Genomic DNA, 18,085 nt, shown 5'->3' with positions numbered 1-18,085 from the left:
TCGCGGCGGGGCTGGGGCGGGCCGGGCCAGGCCGGGACGGGGAGCGCGGGGCGGGGTGGGTGGGTGGCGGTTAGGTGAGGGTGGTGGGGGGTTCGGCCAGGCGGGGGCGGAGCGGGGTGGTGGGGGTCAGCCAGGAGGCTTCGGGGGACTGGTCGGGGTTGACCTGCCAGTCGCGGCCGACCCGGTCGATGGCGATGGGATAGAGCGTGAGGGTGCCGTCGGGGTCGATGCGCAGGCGTACGAAGCCCTTCGCGTCCTCAATGCCCTGGCCGGCGAAGAGTTCGTTCACGTTCACCCCGAACCAGCTGGCGACCAGCAGGTACGCGGCCACAAGTTGGCTGGCCACGAGACCGATCACCGGCAGGTAGATGGTCGCTGCGGCGGCCACCGGCAGTGGCCAGGGCCAGTCGTGGAAGGGCAGGGCCAGCCAGGCCCAGGTGCCGAGGGCGGCCAACCCGACATGGGCGAGGCCGTGCGTGATGCCGAGCAGCCAGTGCCGCACGTGTCGTTTGCCGCTGGAACTGGGCGGCTTGGCGAACAGGGCCGCCGCGAGGATCGTGACCAGCACCATCATCACCAGCGGCACGCTGAACAGGCGCAGCTCGGAGGCCTGCGAGCGGAAGTCGGTGACCCCGGCCATGGAGAACATCAGCAGGGTGTGCAGGATGCCGAGCAGGGTGGCGAAGCCCGGGTTGCGTCGGGGCAGCCGGCTGAAGATCCCCCAGCCGTACCGTCGGGAGCGGGCCGCGTCGGGGTAGCGGCCGGCCAGCTCGTACGTCTGGGAGGGGCTGGACCGGCGGGCCAGGGTGTCCCGTGGCGGCACCTCGATCCGCTCCGGCAGCTTGTGGGTGGGGTACAGGTAGGCGCCGCCGCTGCCGGAGGTGACCAACTGCCGGCCGTCCGGCCCGGTGTACCGGGCATAGTGGTGCAGGTCGCCGGAGATCAGCAGCCGGACCCGGGCACCGGTGGGCGCGACGATGGTCCGGATGAAATAGTCGATCGAGTCGTACGCCGTGGGGTGGTCGACGGCCTTGACCCACGCGGGCGCCGGCACGGCCAGGATCACCTTGCTCTGCGGCCCGAGCCGCTTCGCCACCGCGTCAAAATAGGTCAACTGCGGATCGTCGACGTACGAGCCGGACTGGTCGTCGAGGCCGAGCAGCCACCAGTCGGCGGGCAGTTCGACGGCGAAGTAGGAGCGGGACTGGCCGGTACGCCAGCCGCCGAAGTGCCGGTCCCGGGTGCGGACGAAGAGCCGCAGGAACGCGGTAAGTCCGTCGTACCAGTCGTGGTTGCCGGGGACCGCGAAAACCGTCGGCTGCTCGGCCGGGGTGCCCGGCAACGCCGCCTGGTACGGCCCCTTGCAGCGGTCCTCGTAGGCCGCGTACTCGGCCGACGGGTAGACCTGGTCGCCCCCCATCACCAGGGTCTGCGCCCGGGGCAGTCGGTGCCCGTCCACGGTGATCTCCGGCTGGGCGAGCAGATAGGCCACCGAGTACGTGGCGTTGAAGCCGTCGCCCAGGTCGGCCACGTAGTCCAGCCAGAGCCCGCCGTCCGGCCCGACCTGCTTGGCGACCTCCGCGTCGAGGGCCTTCTGCAACTCCCGCTTGTCCAGGTACGCCCCGAAGAGCAGCGCCAGCAGCGTACGCAGGCCGGTGCTGATCAGCAGCAGCGGCGCGAGCCACGGCACCGGCTTGCGCGGGGTGAAGCCCAACTCCAGCGGATCGGTGCTACGTGGCCGCCGCGCCGCCCGCCCACCGGCCGCCTCCTCGGCGTACGGCGTTCGATTGGTCGGCTCGGGGCGCGGACCGTCGTCGGGAGCGTCGACCGGTTCGTCGCGGGGGGTGGGATCCTCGGTCACCCGCCGCAGCCTAGTGCCGACCGGGTGAGCGTGCTGTGCCGAAACCGCTCCGGCGTCCGGTTCGCGACTCGGCAATCCCGCTCCAACCGGGGTCAGCGCGTGCCGTACACTTGACCACCGTTGCCGCCTTAGCTCAGTCGGCTAGAGCGACGCACTCGTAATGCGTAGGTCGACGGTTCGATTCCGTCAGGCGGCTCAGAAGGATGCCCTGGCCAGCGGAGACGCAGGTCAGGGCATCGTTTGTATCGATGAGGATTTGAGTCACCCCCGAAGCGTCCCCGGTGGCCGATTTGAACTCCGCTTCTCAGCCCTGCAGGTAGGCCAGGACCGCCAGGATCCGGCGGTTGTCGTCCTCGGAGGGCTTGAGACCGAGTTTGGTGAAGATGCTGTTGCTGTGTTTGCTGACAGTCTTCTCGGTGACGAACATCCGGGCGGCGATCGCAGCGTTCGACCGGCCCTGGGCCATCAGGGTGAGGACCTCATGCTCGCGTGGGCTCAGGCCCAGGAGCTTAGGGTCGGTGGAGCGGTGGGTGAGCAGCGCCCTCACCACGTCGGGGTCCATGACGGTGCTCCCGGAAGCGACCTGCCGGACACTGGCGACGAAATGGTCGACGTCCGTAACCCTGTCCTTCAACAGGTAGCCCACTGCGCCCGCGCAATCCGACATCAGCTCTCTGGCGTAGATCTGCTCGACATACTGCGAGAGCACCATGATGGGCAGCCCTGGAATCTGCCGGCGGGCTTCTATGGCGGAACGCAGTCCCTCGTCGGTGAAGGTCGGCGGCAACCGCACGTCGACGATGGCGACGTCGGGACGGTGCGTCATCAGCGACCGGATCAGGGCGGCCCCGTTGTCAACGGCTTCCACAACCTCGAACCCATTGGCCCGCAGGATCCTGATCAGGCCCTCGCGGAGCAGGGCGAGGTCCTCGGCTATCACGATACGCACGGCAGTGACATCCTCACCTCGGTAGGTCCGCCCGGCGGACTGTCAACGGCCAGCGTGCCGTCGAAGGCCGCCAGCCGACGCTGGATGCCACGCAGGCCGGTGCCGGCATCGATCGAAGCACCCCCACGGCCGTCGTCGGACACCAGCATTGTCAACTCTCCTGCAGCGCCGTCCCGATGGGGTGCGAACTCCACGGTGATCCGGATCTGCCGGGCCTGGGCGTGCTTGATGGCGTTCGACAAGGCCTCGGCGACGGCGAAGTAGGCCGCTGACTCGATCGGGGCCGGCAGCCGTCCGGGTAGGCGGGTCACCACCGTGGTCGGGATCGGATTGACCAGGGCCAGGGCCTTGAGGGCGCCCTCCAGGCCACGGTCGGCCAGTACCGGCGGATGGATGCCTCGTACCAGGTCGCGCAGCTCGGTCAGGGCGCTGGAGGTCGACTCGCGGGCCTCGGCCAGCAGCTGCTGGACGGCCTGCGGATCCTTGGGCAGTAACTGTTCGGCCAAGCCCAGGCTCATACCCAGCGACACCAGCCGGGCCTGCGCGCCGTCGTGCAGGTCGCGTTCGATTCGGCGCAGCTCGCCGGCCTGGGTGTCGACGGTCTCAGCGCGCGAGGTCGCCAACTGTTGAACGCGGGCCCGCAGGCGCGCCTGCTCGGTGGGGCCGAGCAGAGCGCGGATCACCCGAGCGTTGAGGTTCGCCAGGCGTGCCGCAGTGGTGTACCAGAGCAGAAGGAAAACCGGACCGAGCGGTACCAGCGCGAAAGACTGCGCGACGCTGTGCAGCCGGAAGGCCTCCCCCATCGGGGTGCGGAACACCTGAGGAGGCGTCAGTTGATAGATGAGCGGATAGGTCAGGTAGACGACTCCGAAGGCGAAGAACAGCAGCGACAGTCCGCTACTCAACCATATGGTGATCGAGTTGACCACCAACCAGATCCAGTCCCGCCACGTCGCCGGGTCGCGCAGGATCGTCCAGAGCCGCGCCAGCCACCCGGCGTCCGGCGTCGGCTGATAGGGGTGGGCGGGCACCGGTACGCCGAGCCGTTCGGCGGCCCACTGGCGGTGCAGGTCGGCAAGCCAGCGCACCAGTGCGGTGGTGAGCAGAATCAAGGGGATTCCGACGCCGAGGGCGGCGATTGACACCGAGGTGATCCAGACCGTGGCCAGCACGGCACCCAGGACCGAACCTGTCAGCAGCACCAGCGACCAGCCCAACAGGCTCATCCGCAAGGCCAGCGCGGAGCGCGGAGCTGGACCGCTGCGTGCGACGGGACCAGGCCCGGAGCGCTCCCGCGAGGGCGAGGAGCCGCCGGGAAGTGTGGTTCCGCTGGAATCGGTCATTTCACTCCCTCATCGCGCATCGTGCCGAATCGACGGGACTGGCGGTCGGGCCATATCGGCCCCGGGCGATCCGCAATTTCCGCGGTGGGGGTTCCTTCACTCCCTGCGGGGCCAGCACCCAGGTTGTCCGTTCTCGGCAATGGAAGCTGGCATCGCCGGTCGACGGCTCAGCGAGCTGAGCCGTCGACCGGCGCACACCTTACCCGCCGCGCAAGCAGTGTCGGCCCGCCCGGAATCTCTGCCGCCACCTCGCCGTCATCGAGATCGGGGCCCCTGCCACCCGCTGGCACGATGCCGCTACTTGACGGTGGCGGTCATCTGTGCGATTTCGTTGAGCACCAGGACGGGCTTGTCCTGGGGAACGTCGTGCGAGCTGCCCTTGGCGGCGACGAGGGTGCGGTCGGGCCCCGCCTTGACGAACGCGGCGGCCGCGTCGCGCCAGGCCTGAGCGTCCTGCGGAGATCCGTCGAAGGGTGTCTTGTCCGACACGACATAGATGACGGGGACGCTGTCGGGCCAGGAGACCTTGTGGTACGCCTGGTGCGTGGGACCGAAGTTGTCGGCCGTGGCAATGAGCTGGCGGTTCGCCTTCGTCGACGGCGCCTTCTTGAGCTCTTCGATCTGCGGCGCGGTCAGCGTGACAATTCGTTGGATCTGGGTGTCGGTGAAGAATTGCGGCACGTTGGCATCGATCAGCACCGCCCCGGAGACAACGCCGGGGTTCGCGAGGACGAAGTAGTGGGCCACCTCCCCTGCCTGCGAGTGGCCCGCGAGGACCACGTTCTGGGTGACGCCGAGTTCACGCAGACCGGCCTGCAGGTCGGAGGCGGCGGCCTGGGGGTCCCATGGGCCCTGCACCTCCTCGCTGGCGCCCATACCGGCCCGGTCGTAGGTGATGATCTGCGATCCGGTGGCCTGCGACAGCTGCGGCACCAGGGCATCCCAGTACGAGGAGTCCTCGCCGCCGCCGGCGTCCAGCACGATGGTGGGAGAACCTCCGGGCGTGACGTGGAAGGCAAGCTGATGCCCGTTGTTGGCGATCATATGCAGGCCCGCTGCGGGCGCCGCGCTTACCGAGGTCGAGGGAACCGCGGCTTCCGGACTGGCCGCGGGCGCGGCCTGCGGCGCCGCCGAGTCATCACACGCGGCGAGTGCCCCTATCACGGCGACGGGAAGGACGAGGGCCAGGGCAGCCCGATGGAACCGGGAGATTTTCTGTGTGGTCATGGAAATGAGCGTCCACGGTTTCTGGATCTTGTGCGAGCCTGCTAGCCCCCAGTCGGGTTGGGAGTTATCTCTACCCTTCCCGAAGGCGAGTCAGAACCCGTCAGGTACTGCTGGACGCGCATCTTTCCAGTATCCGTCCGGGTAGCGGGGCGCTCGAGCTGCCGCTTCAGCCACGCCAGGTGCGCCCGCGAAGGATCTCGGGATCAGCGAGTCCTGCCTGCGCAACTGGCTGGCCCAAGCTGATACTGACGACCCCGGTGGTGGCATGGGCCAGCCGACCAGCACAGAAGAAGGAGCTGCGCCGCCGTAATCGTCAGCTTGAGGTGGGAACGAGTTCCTCAAGCGGGCGGCTGCGTATTTCTCCCGGAAGAACGTTCTCCCGATGTAGCATTCCGGCCGGTTGCAGAACTCGCTGACGACGGCATCGACGTTGCCGGTCCGCTGCCGGGTGTTGAGCCTGTCAAGATCCGGAGCTCCTCGGTGTCAACCTCATCCCACGGCCAGGCCAGCGGAAACGGCTCGGCATCACGTTGAGCGATGACGGGCGCACCATCGCCGGACACTCGGAAGGCCCGACCGGCAAGATCCAGGCCGTCGTGTGGCGCTGCCGGTGAGTTACAGGCCCGTGAGGTGACCGGTCACCGTCAAGCACATCGAGCACATCGAGCGGATCGGTGCCTTGTTGGATCTGGCCGGTGTCGTGGTCATCGCCGTCTCACCGCCCCCGCCTGCGCGCCCGGCTCGACGAGGCATCGAGCCGGGCGCGTTGGAGGGCTAGGCCACGAAGCGGGAACGGCGTCGGCGTCCGATCAGGTAGCCAGCGCCGCCGAGAAGCAGCAGCACACCACCGATGCTGGCCACGGTCGCGGTGTCGGCACCGGTGACGGGCAGCCCACCGCCTTCGCCACCGCCCGGAGCGCCCGGGTTGGTGGAGGAGGAAGGAGCCGGTGCAACGGTCGTGGTGGCGCTGGGCGTGGCGCTCGGCGTGGTGCTGGGCGTGGCGGTGGCCGTGGCGCTCGGCGTCGGGGTGGGCTGCGACGCGCAGTCGAGCTCACGTGCGGCGTACAGGTCGTTGTTCAGGTAAGCCAGGTAGGCATCGATGGTCGCCTCGCCGAGCACCTTCTGCGCGGCTGCCTGCACGTTGGCGCCAGCGCTCACCAACGTCCGGGTCACCGCGATCCGTAGGTCCGTTGACCAGGCTTTCTGCACGTCCGTCTTGAGGAATGCCCGCAGATCTTCCGGGGTGCCGTCCAGCCGCTCCTGTAGCACCTTAGGCAGGATGGTCAACGTGTCGGCGTTCGCTGCGGCCAGGATCTGGTTGGCCAACACTCGCAGCTCTACATTGGTGGCGGTATCCAGGTCGATGGTGACAAGCTCGCGGATATCCTTGTACACCTTGCGCTCAACCGTTTCGCATGCCTCGTTCAGCACGGGTGGTTCGGTTTGAGCCATCGCCGGCGCCGCCGGAACCAGGAAGGCCAGCGCCATCAGGACGCCGACCGATAGCTTCCATCTCATTTGGGTCTTCCTCCCCGTGGCAAGCAAAAACGTGGAGATACTACCGGTCGCTCACGTTAAGAGGTTGCCCATTGGTGACCGGCCTCGCGTCGAGGCTGCGGATACAGCTGCCCACTTACGGCGTCAGGGCCGTCCAGGCGTAGCTGTGCACTGCCATGACGAGCGCCAACCCGTACCGAATCGGTGTGGTCGATGCCCGGCGGGGCGGCCCGGGTGCGCTCAGTTTCGGGGAACGATCTGGATGATGCTGGTCCCGGTGGCCATGGCGTCGTCGTCGACCATCGCGCTGACCAGTTTGTAGTAGCCGGGCTTGGCCTCGGCGGCGATCGGGATGACGCTTACCGGCTGCTCGTCGGGCGTACCGGCGGGTCTGACCGGCTCGGCGGGGTAGGTGACCAACCCGGGGACGCTGACGGTGCCCACCTCCGCGTCCTTGAGCTGCGCCTCCGTCTCGTACGGGCCGGTCAGGCTCGCCTGAAGCTCGACCCGGACCGGGGTGGTCGCGGTCGCGTCGCGCACGCCGACGACCCAGTGCAGGGTGAACGTCTGCCCTGGCTGGTAGAGCTTCTCGATGTCTCCCGGCTTGCAGCAGCTGTATTCCAGTCGCGAGGTTGCCGGTGCATCGGTGACCTCGGCGATGCACCCTGTCAGCAGCGGTACGACCGCCAGACAGGCGAGTAACCGAACCAGGGGCGCCTTCATGCGCCGGAGCGTAGTTCCGGCGCGCCACCTGGGTTCGCCCCGCTTGAGGCCACTACTTCGACGCGGCGGCTGCGGGTGCTTACCCGGGGCCCTCGACGAACACTCCGCGACCCGGCACTCCGTACGTCAAGCCTCTGGCTCGCAGCACCAGCTGAACCTTGTCGATCGTGGTAGGCGACACCGAGTACAGCGCCGCGAGCTGCCGCGTTGAGGGCAGCTCTGTGTGAGCGGGGTACTCGCCGGCGGCGATCCGCGCAGCGATGTCGTCCGCGATCTGCTGGTAAGTCATGCGGCGGACGGCGGCCATCAGTTGTGCTCCCGGCGGGTCGATCGCCGGTTATCGCACCATGTGGAAACTCGCGCGGCAATGCGGTACCCAACCTACCCGCGTAGGTTGGGTAGGCTGCGGTGTGTGATTGACCAGTAGCTATCGGGAGGTGTGGTCATGTGTCGACTCATCTGCCGGCTGTTGCGGCACCGGCCTCCGGTGCCGCACGGCACGGGCCAGACCATTCAGGAAAGCGAGGCAGCGGCAGCGAAGGCAAGGCTCCTAGGACTGGCGCGGGCCCAGAACGCAGCCAGCCATCGGTACGGAGGAATCCAGTGAACGGAGCTTTGCCTGGCTGCGCGACTCAGATCACCGTGGAGCCCGGTGAGTGGCAGCTTGGCCATGGTCATCCCGGTCATACCCGCCACGTCATCGAGGTCGTGGCGGTGCACCCCTCCAAGGACCCGACCATGGCGTGGGTGCACGGGCACGGCCCCGAGTGCAGCTTGCGGAGTTCCGACTGCACGGTGCCGTGCTTCGAGATCCTGGTGCCCGTCGCCGTGCTCGCCGCCGCAGCGGCCGGGCGGGCGTGAGCACCGGCGGACTGCCGGTCGCCAGGTGGTGGCGGACCCTCGCCGAGCATCGGACCGGCCCAGCAGTTGGTGCCCGCGCTGCCGGCGGCGTCGCTGTCAGCCGTGGGCGGAGGCGTTCGCCGGGTTGATCGCGCACGATCAGTTTCACCTCGGGCCACCCTGGCTGGCCGCATCAGGCCAGGAACGCACGGAAGGAGATCACGCAGAGATGACCGGCGATCATCCTCACCGAGACCGAGTGGCGGGCGCACATCGACTCAGTCCGGGCGGGCCAGACGTACTGAACAGGGGCGTGCGTTGCGCAGGGTGCGGATGTAGGCGGCGGTGAGCGCGACGCCGCGATCTTCGTCAGCGGACAGGTCGGCGAGGGTGCGGGACGCGGCGGTCCCCGGGATGCCCGCGAGCGCCTGGGCCAGCCGTCGCCGGGCCGACGGTTCGAGGGTGCCGGGTGCCAGGCGGTCGACGATCCTGGCGGCGATCTGATCCGCCATCGCGGGATCATCCGCCAGTCCGCTCAGCGCGTCGGCCGCATCGACGTCGTTCGCCTCCTCGACGATCATGTCGATGAGCGTCGGGACAGCGTCGGTCACGCCGCGTGTCCCGAGGGCCAGAGCGGCGTACCTGCGGACCACGACGTCGGAGTTGGCGAGCGCGTCCCGCAGCAGTGCGGTGGCCGCGTCGTCGGGGATCTCGGCGATGGACTGGACGGCACGTTGCCGTACCTCGGCCACCGGTGCGTCGAGCCCCTTTGCGAGCAGGGCCAATCCGCGCTCGCCCGACTGGGCCAGCGCCCAGCGTAGGGCCCCGGCGACGTTCGGATCCGACTCGCTCAGCACCGCCTCGACAAGCGCCTCCACCGGCACCGGAGCCTCGCCGACCGAGGAGAGGGCAGCGCGCTGGCGCTTCCCGGCGCTCTCCGATCCCAACGCCTGGAGAAGGGAGACGATCTGGAGGACATCCTCCCAACCGGCGGGTTCCGCGGCGCCGATCCGACCGAGTCGGGTGAGCAACTCCGTCTCCGCCGCGATGCGTGCCCGGGTCTGCCGGATCAGGTCGTCGACCAGCGCGGCGGGAGTGAAGCCGGGGTCGTCCAGCGCGCGCCCGACTTCACGCAGCGACAGCCCCAGCGACCGCAGGCTCGCGATGTGGAAGATCCGCCGGATGTCCTCGCTGGAATACTCGCGATAGCCCGAGCCGGTGCGACCCGTGGGCCGCACCAGGCCGAGCGAGTCGTAGTGCCTGAGCATCCGGGCGCTGACCCCGGACCGTCGGGCCACCTCGCCGATCAACACTGCCGGTCATCCCTCCTGGCCGCTCCCGCCGAGGGCCACGATGCGCTTCGCCTCCTCGATCGCGAACTCGAAACCGGCATCCGGGTCGTGCAGCAGCCGTTCCGTGGCGATCGCGTGTTGGCGTACCCGAGAGTCGGGATCCGTGTTCGCGGCGCGCAGGGTCGGCACGATCGTCTCACCGAGCGCGATAAGCGCCCGACTGAGGCTCAGTTGCAGCTCACGCCCGCCGCGCCCGAGCTGGGTCGCCAACACCCGGGCCAACTCCGGTTTCTCATTTTCGGGTACGAGTGCGACCGCTGCCCGCCAGGCGCTCCGCGCCACCTCGTCGTCGGCGTCGGTCAACAGCGCCCGCGTGATCGCCGGCCAGGCGCGCCGATCACCGATCTTGGACAGGGTGTGCAACGCCTGGCTTCGCGCCTGCGCACGCTCCGAACGGAGTTCCGGCGTGAGTTTCGGGACCGTCATCGACGCCGGGTGGCGGGTGAGTGCCCAGGTGAGCATCTCGCGTACGGAGAAGTCGGGCTCGATCGCGCATCGTTCGATGAGCGTGTCGATGAACTGTGGGTCCGGGCTCGTGCCGACGGCCAGCGCTGCCCGCAGCCGCACTGACGAATCACTGTTCTTCAGCCCCTGGAGAACTCGAATGTCCTGTTCCGGCCCGCCCATCGGGATCACCTCCTGGCCCCCAGCGAAGACCTTGTCACCGTGTCAAGGTCAAGCGCTGCCCGGTGAGCTGGCTCGGCGGTGGGATCGCGCTGCTGAAGACCGGCGGCTCTGCTCACCGGCCGGTGGCCTACGATCCGAAGATATAGCTGAATGCGATCGTGTGAGTGTCTTACGGGGAGGCATCATGGTCGGAAGGCTCGCTCGGCACCTTGCTGGTGGGGCTGCCGCCTGGTTCGTGTTCGTGGTGCAGACAGCCCTCGTTTACCTCGGACTGTTCGCGTACGCGGGGGTGACCAATGCGGATCTGGGTGGACCGCTCGGCGGGCCGTTCCTGGTGCTGCTCGCGGGCGTCGTGGGGGCCGTCCTGGTGCCGCTGCTCTTCGTGCCGGCCGGCTTGATCGGGGACGCAGCCGCGAAGAGTGGACGATTCCTCGCGAAGTTGCTGATCACGAGCGGTGCTGCGATGGTGCTGGCCGCGATCTACATGGCCGTGGTGGCCCTGGTGACCGGGGATTCGCTCGCCGTGGTGTTGTGGTCGTGCCTCGGCGCTGCGGTTGCCGTGCTCGTTCCTGCCGTCGCGCACGTCGCCGTCGCCGACGGCGTACTCAAGGTTGGTCAGATCTGGCGGCGCTTCCGCTCGCCGGCACCGGTCTGAGCAAGCCGGCACCGGGTGTGAGAAGGCCGGCACCGGTCTGAGCAGCAGGGCAGTCCGAAGCCGGCGTCGCCCCCGCGTGGCGGCGCCGGCGTCCTCGGGCGGTGCTGATCAGGCGGTGGTGGGCGAGTTCATCGCGACGACGATCACGAAAGCGATCCAGAGCAGGCCCAGCGCGGTGAAGATCCAGCCGAGGATGTAGCCGGCCTTGGCCAGCCCCTCGCCCTGCTCCCCGGTCTGCTGGATCTGCTTCTTGGCGATGTGCCCGAAGACGATGCCCAAGGGCGAGAAGACGAACGCGAACACCATCGCCAGGATGGCCATGACGTTGGTGCCGCCGGTGTTGCTGGCCGTGGCGGGAGCGTGTCCCCGGTCGGCGTACGAGGGCTGTGCCACTGGAGCCTCCTATGTGAACGGTCGGGTGCCGTCCATTGCTGCCCGCCGCTCGGCTGCGCCAAACGTGTCAGCGTGATGATGTAATCACTCACTGGAATGTCCGGCGTCTCCTGCACAATGCCGAGATCCCACTCAACTTCCGGAGGTTCGCTGTGCAACATGCGCCGGTCATCGTCAGCCTGCCGATCGCCGATCGACGGGTCGCCCACGACTTCTACCGGGACACGCTCGGCCTGGTCGCCATCGGGGAACCCGCCGAGGACGGGCTGCCCGAGCCGCTTCAGTTCGAGGTGAACGACGGCCTGCGGCTGGTGCTGGTGCCGACCGAGGGCTTCGGCTGGGTGCTCGGCGGTCGGGAGGTGGCCGACGCAAGGCACAGCGAATGCGTCCTCGGGCTGAGCGCGGCCGGGCCGGATGAGGTCGACGCCCTGATCAAGCGGGCCCGGAGCGCCGGCGCCGAGGTGGTCACCGAGCCCGGGCAGCAGCCCTGGGGATACACGGGCACCTTCGCCGATCCGGACGGCCACCTGTGGATGGTCGACGTCCCGGCCGGCACCTGACGCGCACCTGACGCGTTCCCAAGGCGGGGGTGCGGGATGCCGAGCAGGGCGCGCGACTGCGCCGCCGACGTGATCTCCACCGTCACGTCTGCCTCCCCACGGCGTTGACCATGGTGACGGCACCCGGGCGGGAACCGCCACGCTCGGTGCGGTGGCGCCTACCGCGAGGTTTGTCCGGTGCGGGCCGGGGTACGGCTCCACTGAAGAAGGACGCCGCCATGACGCCGCAGAGACCAGCAGGACGCAGGAAGCAGTGGAGGCCCGGAGATGGAGAGTCGACTCAAGGTCCTGGGTCACCCCGTCCATCCGATGCTTGTGATGTTCCCGGTCGCCCTGCTTACCACCGCCGTGCTCTTCGACATCATCGACACCGTCGGTGGGCCGGACTTCCTCGGCGAGGTGGCGTACTGGAATCTCACCGTCGGCCTGATCGGCGGCCTGCTGGCCGCAGCGGCCGGACTGTTCGACCTGCTGGCAATCCCCGCCGGCACCCGAGCCAAGCGGGTGGCGCTCACCCACGCCGCCGCCAATGTCGCGGTGATCCTGCTCTTCGCCGCGGTCTGGGTGGTACGGCTCAACGCCGATTCGCGGGGTGCCGGTGGGGCGCTGATCGCCATCGAGGTGGTGGCGCTGGGCATCCTCGGCGTGAGCGCCTGGCTCGGCGGCGAACTGGTGGACCGGCTCGGCGTGGGTGTCGACTCGGACGCCAACCTGGACGCGCCGAGCTCGTTGCGGTCGGGCTCGGCGAGCCAACGGATAGGAGACGTGCGATGAGCGGACCGGGACGTGGCTGGCGGGGCGGGCAGCAGGGCTGGGACCCGCTTGGCGAGTTGCAGTCGCTGCGGGCCGAGCTGAGCCGACTGGTCGGCGGCCGGCCGGGCCCGCCCGAGGTGGAACTGGGCGAGATTGCCGACGGCTGGGAGGTGGTCGTCCGGCTGCCCGGGGTCGCCCCCGAAGAGGTCGCGGTGGAGGTGGACGACCGCGAACTGTGCGTACGCGCCCGGACGGAGGCCGAGGTCAACGCCGACCACGGAATCCCCGGCGGCTTTGAGACCCGGGGCTTCGAGTACCGGGTGCCGCTGCCGGCGCGGGTGGACGCCGATTCGATCGACGCCGTGATGGATCACGGCCTGCTCCGGGTACGGCTGCCCCGGGCCAACCGGCCCACGCCGCGCACAATCACCGTCGGACGCACCGGGCCGCACCACACCGGCTTCTCCGGCGGTACGCCGAGCGGCGCCGACCCGGCAGCGGATCGGGAACTGCACCAGCCGGATGTCGCCGTCGGCGAGTCCGGCCGGTAGCGCCCGAGCGTGGGCACCCCGGCCGGTAGCGGCCCGAGCGTGGGCGACCCGACCCTGCTGACCCCGGCCGCCGGACGGGTGCCCGACGTGGCCCGGATCGCCGTGCTGCGCGCCAACGCGCTCGGCGACTTCATTTTCGTCCTGCCGGCGCTGGACGCGCTGCGCTCGGCGTACCCGGAGGCGGAGATCGTGCTGCTCGGCGCGCCGTGGCACGCGGCGCTCTGGCGCGACCGGCCGGGCCCGGTGGACCGGGTGCTGGTGGTGCCGCCCGCGCCCGGAATCCGCTTGGCGACCGACGGCGAGACGGCGGCGAGCATGGTCGACTTCCTGGCCGACGCCCGCGCGGAGCACTTCGACCTGGCGCTCCAGCTGCACGGCGGCGGCGCCAACTCGAACCCGCTGGTCGCCGCGCTCGGTGCCCGGGTCACCGCCGGGCTGCGGGCCGAGGACGCCCCGCCGCTGGACCGCTGGCTGCGCTACGTCTACTACCAGCCCGAGGTGATCCGCTACCTGGAGGTGGCGGCGCTGGTGGGCGCCCCGGCCACCACGATCATCCCGACGCTGGCGGTGACCGACGCCGACCGCGCCGAGGCGCGGTCCGTGCTCGGCGCGCCGGAGCGGCCCCGGGTGGCGCTGCATCCGGGGGCGACCGACACCCGGCGGCGCTGGCCCACCGACCGGTTCGCCCGGGTGGCCCGAGCCCTGCACGGCGACGGGTACGAGGTGCTGGTCACCGGCACCCCCGCCGAACAGGACGTGGTCGACGAGGTGGTGGGGGCCGCCGGGGTGCCGATCCGGCCGCTGGTGGGCACGCTCAGCCTGGGCGGGCTGGCGGCCTGCTACGCCGACTGCGCACTGGTGATCTCCAACGACACCGGCCCGCTGCACCTCGCCGCCGCCGTGGGTGCCCCCACGGTCGGCATCTTCTGGGTCGGCAACCTGATCACCACGGCCACCGCGCTACGCGGCCGGCACCGGCCGATCATCTCCTGGACGGTGCACTGCCCGGTCTGCGGCGTGGACTGCACACCCGGCGTCTATCCGCACCGACCCGGTGATGGCGAGTGCCCGCACCGCGACTCCTTCGTCACCGACGTCCCGCTGGCCGAAGTCCTCGAAGCCGCCCGCGAACTGCTCTTCGTTTGAAGGAAGGGCCCCTTGTTAACGCCTCCTGTATAGGAAGGGACCCCTCTTAACATCCGGCCCCGCGTTGACATCCGGCCCGCGTCGACATCCGGCCCGTGTTGACATCAGGCCCCGCGCCCGACCGGGTTGTCGGTGAGGACGACCTCCCAGGCCTCCACGTCGCGGTCGGTGACCGTGGTCGGTGACTCCAGGTGGTACGCGCCGCTGGGCAGGACGCCGGCGCCGCCGTGGCGCGCCAACACGGCGAGCTGGGCGGCGACGTCCTCGCCTTGGTGGGCCGCCGGCACCCGGCGCCAGAACTCGAAGCCACCGGAGTCGAGCAGCTTGGCGCGGTCGTACAGCACGCAGCCGCCGATCCAGGAGACCTTGTACGCCCGCCAACCACCCGGTGGCAGCGCCAGCGCCTCGGTGACGTGCAGCAGGTTCGCCGCGGAATGGATCTGCGCCCGGTCCCACTCGGGCGTGCCCGGTCGGATCCGTTCCGGCTCGGGCCGACCGGTCCACTCCTGGTAGTGCCGGTGCGTCTGGGGGCGTACGTCGTCCAGGTAGGAGAGCCCGTGCACCGCGTTGCCGACGAATCCGCAGCCCAGCTCCTCGATCGCGGCGACCAGCCGGCGCAGCGTCCCCGGTTCCAGCCAGACGTCGTCGTCGAGGCAGAGCACGTACCGGGCGGCGGAGGCGGCGAGCAGGGCGGCCCGGTGTTCGGCCAGGCCACGCCGGGGCAGTCGGCGGGTCAGCAGCACCGGGTGGCCCCGATGTCGCAAAGCCCGGACCATGGTGGCCGTGGCCGGGTGGGCGTACCCGGGTCCGCCGTCGGACTGGTCGCTGACCACCACCCCGAACCCCGGAACGCCCTCCTGAGCGGCGAGCCCGGCGAGCGTGACGGCCAGTTCGGCGGGCCGGTCGCGGGTCGGCACCAGCACGTCGAGCAGGCGGTCGGCACGGAAGTCGCGGTGCGTGCCACCGTCCAGCGGTCGGTTCACGGCGCCTTGCCGGTCAGCGGCGGCGTGGTCGTGCCGATCGGTGGTGTGGTCGTGCCGATCGGTGGCGCGGTCGCGTCGGGCGGCGGTTCGGTGGCGGCGGAGGGTGCCGCGTCGGGCGTCGGGCTACCGGCCCCGACCTCCACCGCGCCCTGCTGACCGTACGCCCGGATCCGCTCGATGATGGCGGAGGTGGACCGGTCCGGCACGTATCCGAGGGTGCGCACCTGGCCGCCCAGCCGCTGCACCAGCGGGGCCTCCGGCACCAGGTCCGGCGGGTAGTCGCCGCCCTTGACGTAGACGTCGGGACGGATGGCCTCGATCAGCTCGGTCGGCGAGTCCTCCTCGAAGACCACCACGTGGTCCACGCAGGAGAGCGCGGCGAGCAGGGCGGTGCGATCCTCTACGGGGTTGACCGGCCGGTCCGGCCCCTTGAGCCGCCGTACGCTGTCGTCGGAGTTGACCGCCACCACCAGCAGGTCGCCGAGGGCGCGGGCCTGTTCCAGGTAGCGCACGTGTCCCCGGTGCAGCACGTCGAAGCAGCCGTTTGTGAAGACGACGGAGCGGCCCGCACGGCGCTGCTCGTCGATGAGCGAGGTCAGTCCTTCGGCGCCGACCAGCACCTGCCGGCCATCGCTATCGGCTGGCGGTGCGCCCAGCGCGGCCAGCAGGTCCTCCTGATGACAGACGCAGGTACCGGTGCCGGCGACGGTGCTCGTCGCGGCGAGCTGCGCCAGCTGGGCGGCGGTCGACAACGGCGCGTCGGCGGCCAGCGCGAGCGTCATGGCCGCCAGGTACGCGTCCCCGGCGCCGACGGCGTGGCTGGCCGGCACCGGGGTGCTGTGGCTGCGGGCCGGCTGGCCGTCGGTCCCGCCGACCACTGCGCCATCGGTGTCCAGGGTCACCGCGACCACGTCCGCGCCGGTGTGCGCGCGCAACTCGGCCAGCCGGGACTCGGCCAGCACCGCCCGGTCCACCCCGGCGCCGGCGTCGGCGTTCACGGTCACGCCGGTGCCGGTCACGCTGAGCCCGTCCCAGGTCATCGCCACCCGCCCTTCGGCCGGAGTGGGCTCGCCGGTTGGCCCGTCGGTGCGCGGCAGTCCGGAGCCGCCGGGTGCGGCACCGACTGTCAACTCGGACGGGCCGTCGGCCGGGTCGATCTCCGGATGCTCCAGATGCAGGCGGCGGCCACCGCCGGCGCCGTCACCCTCCTGGCGGGCGCTGCCCTGGTCCTCACCGCTTGCGGCGGTGCCGGCGCGGGCGAGCAGCCGGGTCGCCTCCGCGAAACTCGGGGTCACCACGGTCGGGCTCAGGCCACGCCAGTCGGCGAGGTCGTGCGCGTCAAGCGCGACCATGGCGTACCGGGTGCGTTCGGCGACCAGCCAGGCGCGTACCGGCGCGGGCAGCGCACCCAGGCCGTAATCGCAGATCACCAGGGCCGGTGCGGCACCACCGGCGGCGGCCTGCAACTCCTCGGTCGCACATTCGAGCGCGGTCAGCAGGCAGTCCACCCCGAGATCGCTGAGCGGATCGTCCGGTTCGCCGGAGTCCTCCCGCAGCAGGATCTGGTCGCCAGCCAGCATCCGGCGCTTTATCGGGGTGGGACGGCCGGGCTGGCTGACCGTACGGTCCCAGACACCCGCCCGGTCCAGACAGTCGTGCAACTCGTCACCGGCGGCGTCCGCCCCGACCGGTGCCACCAGCACCGACCGCCCGCCCAGGGTGGCGATGTTGACGGCGGTGTTGGCCGCTCCACCCGCTGCGGAGATGCGGCGGCGCAGGGTGAGTACCGGTGCCGGGGCCTCCCGGCACAGCCGGTCCGAGTCGGCGAACCGCCATTCATCGAGCATGGCGTCACCGATAACCAGCACCGGGCGCCCACGCCAGCTCTGCACGACGTCGGCGAGTCGGAGATGGTCCGCTGCTGCTCGTGCCATGCCGGCGGATCCCCCGGGCCGGCGGGGTCAAACCTGCCGCCCGCGAGCGACGCGGACCACGCCAAGAGGTCGTTTCGGGCGTTTCGGGGTCGGGAACCGTTCTGGTGAACCCCGGAGAGGAGAAACAGCATGACAGCGACGTTGCAGGGCAAGCGAGTAGCCTTCCTGGCCACCGACGGCGTGGAGGAGGTCGAGTACGTCCAGCCGCGCCAGGCGGTCGAGCAGGCCGGCGCCACCGCCGAGCTGGTGTCGCTCAAGACTGGGAAGATCACCTCCTTCGAGCATCTGGACCAGTCGACGGCGTACGAGGTGGATGTGAGCGTGGCCGACGCGGACCCGGAGCGGTACGACGCGCTCGTGCTGCCGGGCGGGGTGGCCAACCCGGACTTCCTGCGCGCCGACCCGGACGCCGTACGGTTCGTGCGGTCGTTCTTCGACGCGCGCAAGCCGGTCGGGGTGATCTGCCACGGCCCGTGGACGCTTGTCGAGGCGGACGTGGTGCGCGGTCGGCGCCTGACGAGCTGGCCGAGCCTGCGTACCGACCTGGTCAACGCCGGTGCCGAGTGGGTCGACGAGCAGGTCGTGACCGACAACGGCCTGGTCAGCAGCCGAAACCCGGACGACCTGCCGGCCTTCTGCGCCAAGATCGTCGAGGAGTTCGCCGAGGGCCGACACTGACGCCCCGCCGCGC

Annotated in this window: 19 protein-coding genes and 1 tRNA gene; 8 read left to right on the top strand and 12 right to left on the bottom strand. The window is 70.2% G+C overall.

Annotation, left to right across the window (positions count from 1 at the left end; all coding sequences use genetic code 11):
• Positions 1-70 precede the first annotated feature (70 nt).
• Positions 71-1,861, bottom strand: a complete 1,791-nt coding sequence (locus AC507J_RS00855; protein WP_496287090.1) for a metallophosphoesterase family protein — start codon at positions 1,859-1,861, stop codon at positions 71-73.
• A gap of 122 nt (positions 1,862-1,983) precedes the next feature.
• Between AC507J_RS00855 and AC507J_RS00850 the strand changes: the two genes are divergently transcribed.
• Positions 1,984-2,057, top strand: a tRNA-Thr gene (locus tag AC507J_RS00850).
• 108 nt (positions 2,058-2,165) lie between these two features.
• Here AC507J_RS00850 and AC507J_RS00845 read toward each other — a convergent pair.
• From AC507J_RS00845 to AC507J_RS00820, 6 genes are all read right to left on the bottom strand, one after another.
• On the bottom strand, positions 2,166-2,810 hold the full coding sequence (locus AC507J_RS00845) for a response regulator transcription factor (RefSeq protein ID WP_496287089.1): 645 nt from the start codon (positions 2,808-2,810) through the stop codon (positions 2,166-2,168).
• On the bottom strand, positions 2,798-4,153 hold the full coding sequence (locus AC507J_RS00840; protein WP_496287088.1) for a sensor histidine kinase: 1,356 nt from the start codon (positions 4,151-4,153) through the stop codon (positions 2,798-2,800). The genes AC507J_RS00845 and AC507J_RS00840 overlap by 13 nt, the downstream gene beginning before the upstream one ends.
• 297 nt (positions 4,154-4,450) lie before the next feature.
• On the bottom strand, positions 4,451-5,380 hold the full coding sequence (locus tag AC507J_RS00835) for an alpha/beta fold hydrolase (RefSeq protein WP_496287087.1): 930 nt from the start codon (positions 5,378-5,380) through the stop codon (positions 4,451-4,453).
• 774 nt (positions 5,381-6,154) lie between these two features.
• Positions 6,155-6,898 carry an LPXTG cell wall anchor domain-containing protein gene (locus AC507J_RS00830; RefSeq protein ID WP_496287359.1) on the bottom strand — a complete coding sequence of 248 codons (744 nt, stop codon included), beginning with the start codon at positions 6,896-6,898 and terminating at the stop codon, positions 6,155-6,157.
• A 219-nt stretch (positions 6,899-7,117) separates the two neighbouring features.
• A complete protein-coding gene (locus tag AC507J_RS00825) occupies positions 7,118-7,600 on the bottom strand; it encodes a hypothetical protein (protein ID WP_496287086.1) in 483 nt (160 codons plus the stop codon).
• A gap of 79 nt (positions 7,601-7,679) precedes the next feature.
• Positions 7,680-7,889: a GntR family transcriptional regulator gene (locus AC507J_RS00820; RefSeq protein ID WP_496287358.1), complete on the bottom strand. Its 210-nt coding sequence runs from the start codon at positions 7,887-7,889 to the stop codon at positions 7,680-7,682.
• A 449-nt stretch (positions 7,890-8,338) separates the two neighbouring features.
• Here AC507J_RS00820 and AC507J_RS00815 point away from each other — a divergent pair, with 449 nt between their 5' ends.
• Positions 8,339-8,461 carry a hypothetical protein gene (locus AC507J_RS00815; RefSeq protein WP_496287085.1) on the top strand — a complete coding sequence of 41 codons (123 nt, stop codon included), beginning with the start codon at positions 8,339-8,341 and terminating at the stop codon, positions 8,459-8,461.
• A gap of 257 nt (positions 8,462-8,718) precedes the next feature.
• On the opposite strand, the gene AC507J_RS00810 is transcribed toward AC507J_RS00815, so the two are convergent.
• Together AC507J_RS00810 and AC507J_RS00805 are read right to left on the bottom strand one after the other, a co-directional pair.
• Entirely contained in the window at positions 8,719-9,753 is a 1,035-nt protein-coding gene (locus AC507J_RS00810; protein WP_496287084.1) for a HEAT repeat domain-containing protein, read from the bottom strand.
• A 6-nt stretch (positions 9,754-9,759) separates the two neighbouring features.
• Positions 9,760-10,419: a HEAT repeat domain-containing protein gene (locus AC507J_RS00805; protein WP_496287083.1), complete on the bottom strand. Its 660-nt coding sequence runs from the start codon at positions 10,417-10,419 to the stop codon at positions 9,760-9,762.
• Positions 10,420-10,603: 184 nt separating this feature from the next.
• Between AC507J_RS00805 and AC507J_RS00800 the strand changes: the two genes are divergently transcribed.
• A complete protein-coding gene (locus AC507J_RS00800) occupies positions 10,604-11,074 on the top strand; it encodes a hypothetical protein (protein WP_496287082.1) in 471 nt (156 codons plus the stop codon).
• A 108-nt stretch (positions 11,075-11,182) separates the two neighbouring features.
• On the opposite strand, the gene AC507J_RS00795 is transcribed toward AC507J_RS00800, so the two are convergent.
• The gene (locus tag AC507J_RS00795; protein WP_496287081.1) at positions 11,183-11,467 is read right to left on the bottom strand and encodes a DUF4190 domain-containing protein; all 285 of its coding nucleotides are present in this window, start codon (positions 11,465-11,467) and stop codon (positions 11,183-11,185) included.
• Between the two features lie 152 nt (positions 11,468-11,619).
• Between AC507J_RS00795 and AC507J_RS00790 the strand changes: the two genes are divergently transcribed.
• From AC507J_RS00790 to AC507J_RS00775, 4 genes are all read left to right on the top strand, one after another.
• On the top strand, positions 11,620-12,027 hold the full coding sequence (locus tag AC507J_RS00790) for a VOC family protein (RefSeq protein WP_496287080.1): 408 nt from the start codon (positions 11,620-11,622) through the stop codon (positions 12,025-12,027).
• Between the two features lie 267 nt (positions 12,028-12,294).
• Positions 12,295-12,801, top strand: a complete 507-nt coding sequence (locus AC507J_RS00785; RefSeq protein WP_496287079.1) for a DUF2231 domain-containing protein — start codon at positions 12,295-12,297, stop codon at positions 12,799-12,801.
• A complete protein-coding gene (locus tag AC507J_RS00780) occupies positions 12,798-13,331 on the top strand; it encodes an Hsp20/alpha crystallin family protein (protein ID WP_496287078.1) in 534 nt (177 codons plus the stop codon). Before AC507J_RS00785 ends, AC507J_RS00780 begins: the two co-directional genes overlap by 4 nt.
• A gap of 39 nt (positions 13,332-13,370) precedes the next feature.
• Positions 13,371-14,477, top strand: coding sequence for a glycosyltransferase family 9 protein (locus AC507J_RS00775; protein ID WP_496287077.1), 1,107 nt, complete (start codon positions 13,371-13,373; stop codon positions 14,475-14,477).
• 104 nt (positions 14,478-14,581) lie between these two features.
• On the opposite strand, the gene AC507J_RS00770 is transcribed toward AC507J_RS00775, so the two are convergent.
• Both AC507J_RS00770 and rfaE2 read right to left on the bottom strand, forming a co-directional pair.
• Positions 14,582-15,460 carry a glycosyltransferase family 2 protein gene (locus AC507J_RS00770; protein ID WP_496287076.1) on the bottom strand — a complete coding sequence of 293 codons (879 nt, stop codon included), beginning with the start codon at positions 15,458-15,460 and terminating at the stop codon, positions 14,582-14,584.
• On the bottom strand, positions 15,457-17,394 hold the full coding sequence (gene rfaE2, locus AC507J_RS00765) for a D-glycero-beta-D-manno-heptose 1-phosphate adenylyltransferase (protein ID WP_496287075.1): 1,938 nt from the start codon (positions 17,392-17,394) through the stop codon (positions 15,457-15,459). The genes AC507J_RS00770 and rfaE2 overlap by 4 nt, the downstream gene beginning before the upstream one ends.
• A 129-nt stretch (positions 17,395-17,523) precedes the next feature.
• On the opposite strand from rfaE2, the gene AC507J_RS00760 reads away from it, so the two are divergent.
• Positions 17,524-18,072, top strand: coding sequence for a type 1 glutamine amidotransferase domain-containing protein (locus AC507J_RS00760; RefSeq protein WP_496287074.1), 549 nt, complete (start codon positions 17,524-17,526; stop codon positions 18,070-18,072).
• The last annotated feature ends 13 nt before the right edge of the window (positions 18,073-18,085 follow it).

Source organism: Micromonospora sp. PRAS1 (genome assembly GCF_059553435.1).
The sequence above is the reverse complement of the archived record's forward strand: the minus strand, read 5'-3'. Positions and strand labels throughout refer to the sequence as shown.

Excerpts from the sequence above, each read along its gene's own strand:
- AC507J_RS00840 (WP_496287088.1), bottom strand. The coding sequence starts at position 4,153 with ATGACCGATTCCAGCGGAACCACACTTCCCGGCGGCTCCTCGCCCTCG.
- AC507J_RS00835 (WP_496287087.1), bottom strand. The coding sequence starts at position 5,380 with ATGACCACACAGAAAATCTCCCGGTTCCATCGGGCTGCCCTGGCCCTC.
- AC507J_RS00830 (WP_496287359.1), bottom strand. The coding sequence starts at position 6,898 with ATGAGATGGAAGCTATCGGTCGGCGTCCTGATGGCGCTGGCCTTCCTG.
- AC507J_RS00825 (WP_496287086.1), bottom strand. The coding sequence starts at position 7,600 with ATGAAGGCGCCCCTGGTTCGGTTACTCGCCTGTCTGGCGGTCGTACCG.
- AC507J_RS00820 (WP_496287358.1), bottom strand. The coding sequence starts at position 7,889 with ATGACTTACCAGCAGATCGCGGACGACATCGCTGCGCGGATCGCCGCC.
- AC507J_RS00815 (WP_496287085.1), top strand. The coding sequence starts at position 8,339 with ATGGCGTGGGTGCACGGGCACGGCCCCGAGTGCAGCTTGCGGAGTTCC.
- AC507J_RS00805 (WP_496287083.1), bottom strand. The coding sequence starts at position 10,419 with ATGGGCGGGCCGGAACAGGACATTCGAGTTCTCCAGGGGCTGAAGAAC.
- AC507J_RS00800 (WP_496287082.1), top strand. The coding sequence starts at position 10,604 with ATGGTCGGAAGGCTCGCTCGGCACCTTGCTGGTGGGGCTGCCGCCTGG.
- AC507J_RS00785 (WP_496287079.1), top strand. The coding sequence starts at position 12,295 with ATGGAGAGTCGACTCAAGGTCCTGGGTCACCCCGTCCATCCGATGCTT.
- AC507J_RS00780 (WP_496287078.1), top strand. The coding sequence starts at position 12,798 with ATGAGCGGACCGGGACGTGGCTGGCGGGGCGGGCAGCAGGGCTGGGAC.
- rfaE2 (WP_496287075.1), bottom strand. The coding sequence starts at position 17,394 with ATGGCACGAGCAGCAGCGGACCATCTCCGACTCGCCGACGTCGTGCAG.
- AC507J_RS00760 (WP_496287074.1), top strand. The coding sequence starts at position 17,524 with ATGACAGCGACGTTGCAGGGCAAGCGAGTAGCCTTCCTGGCCACCGAC.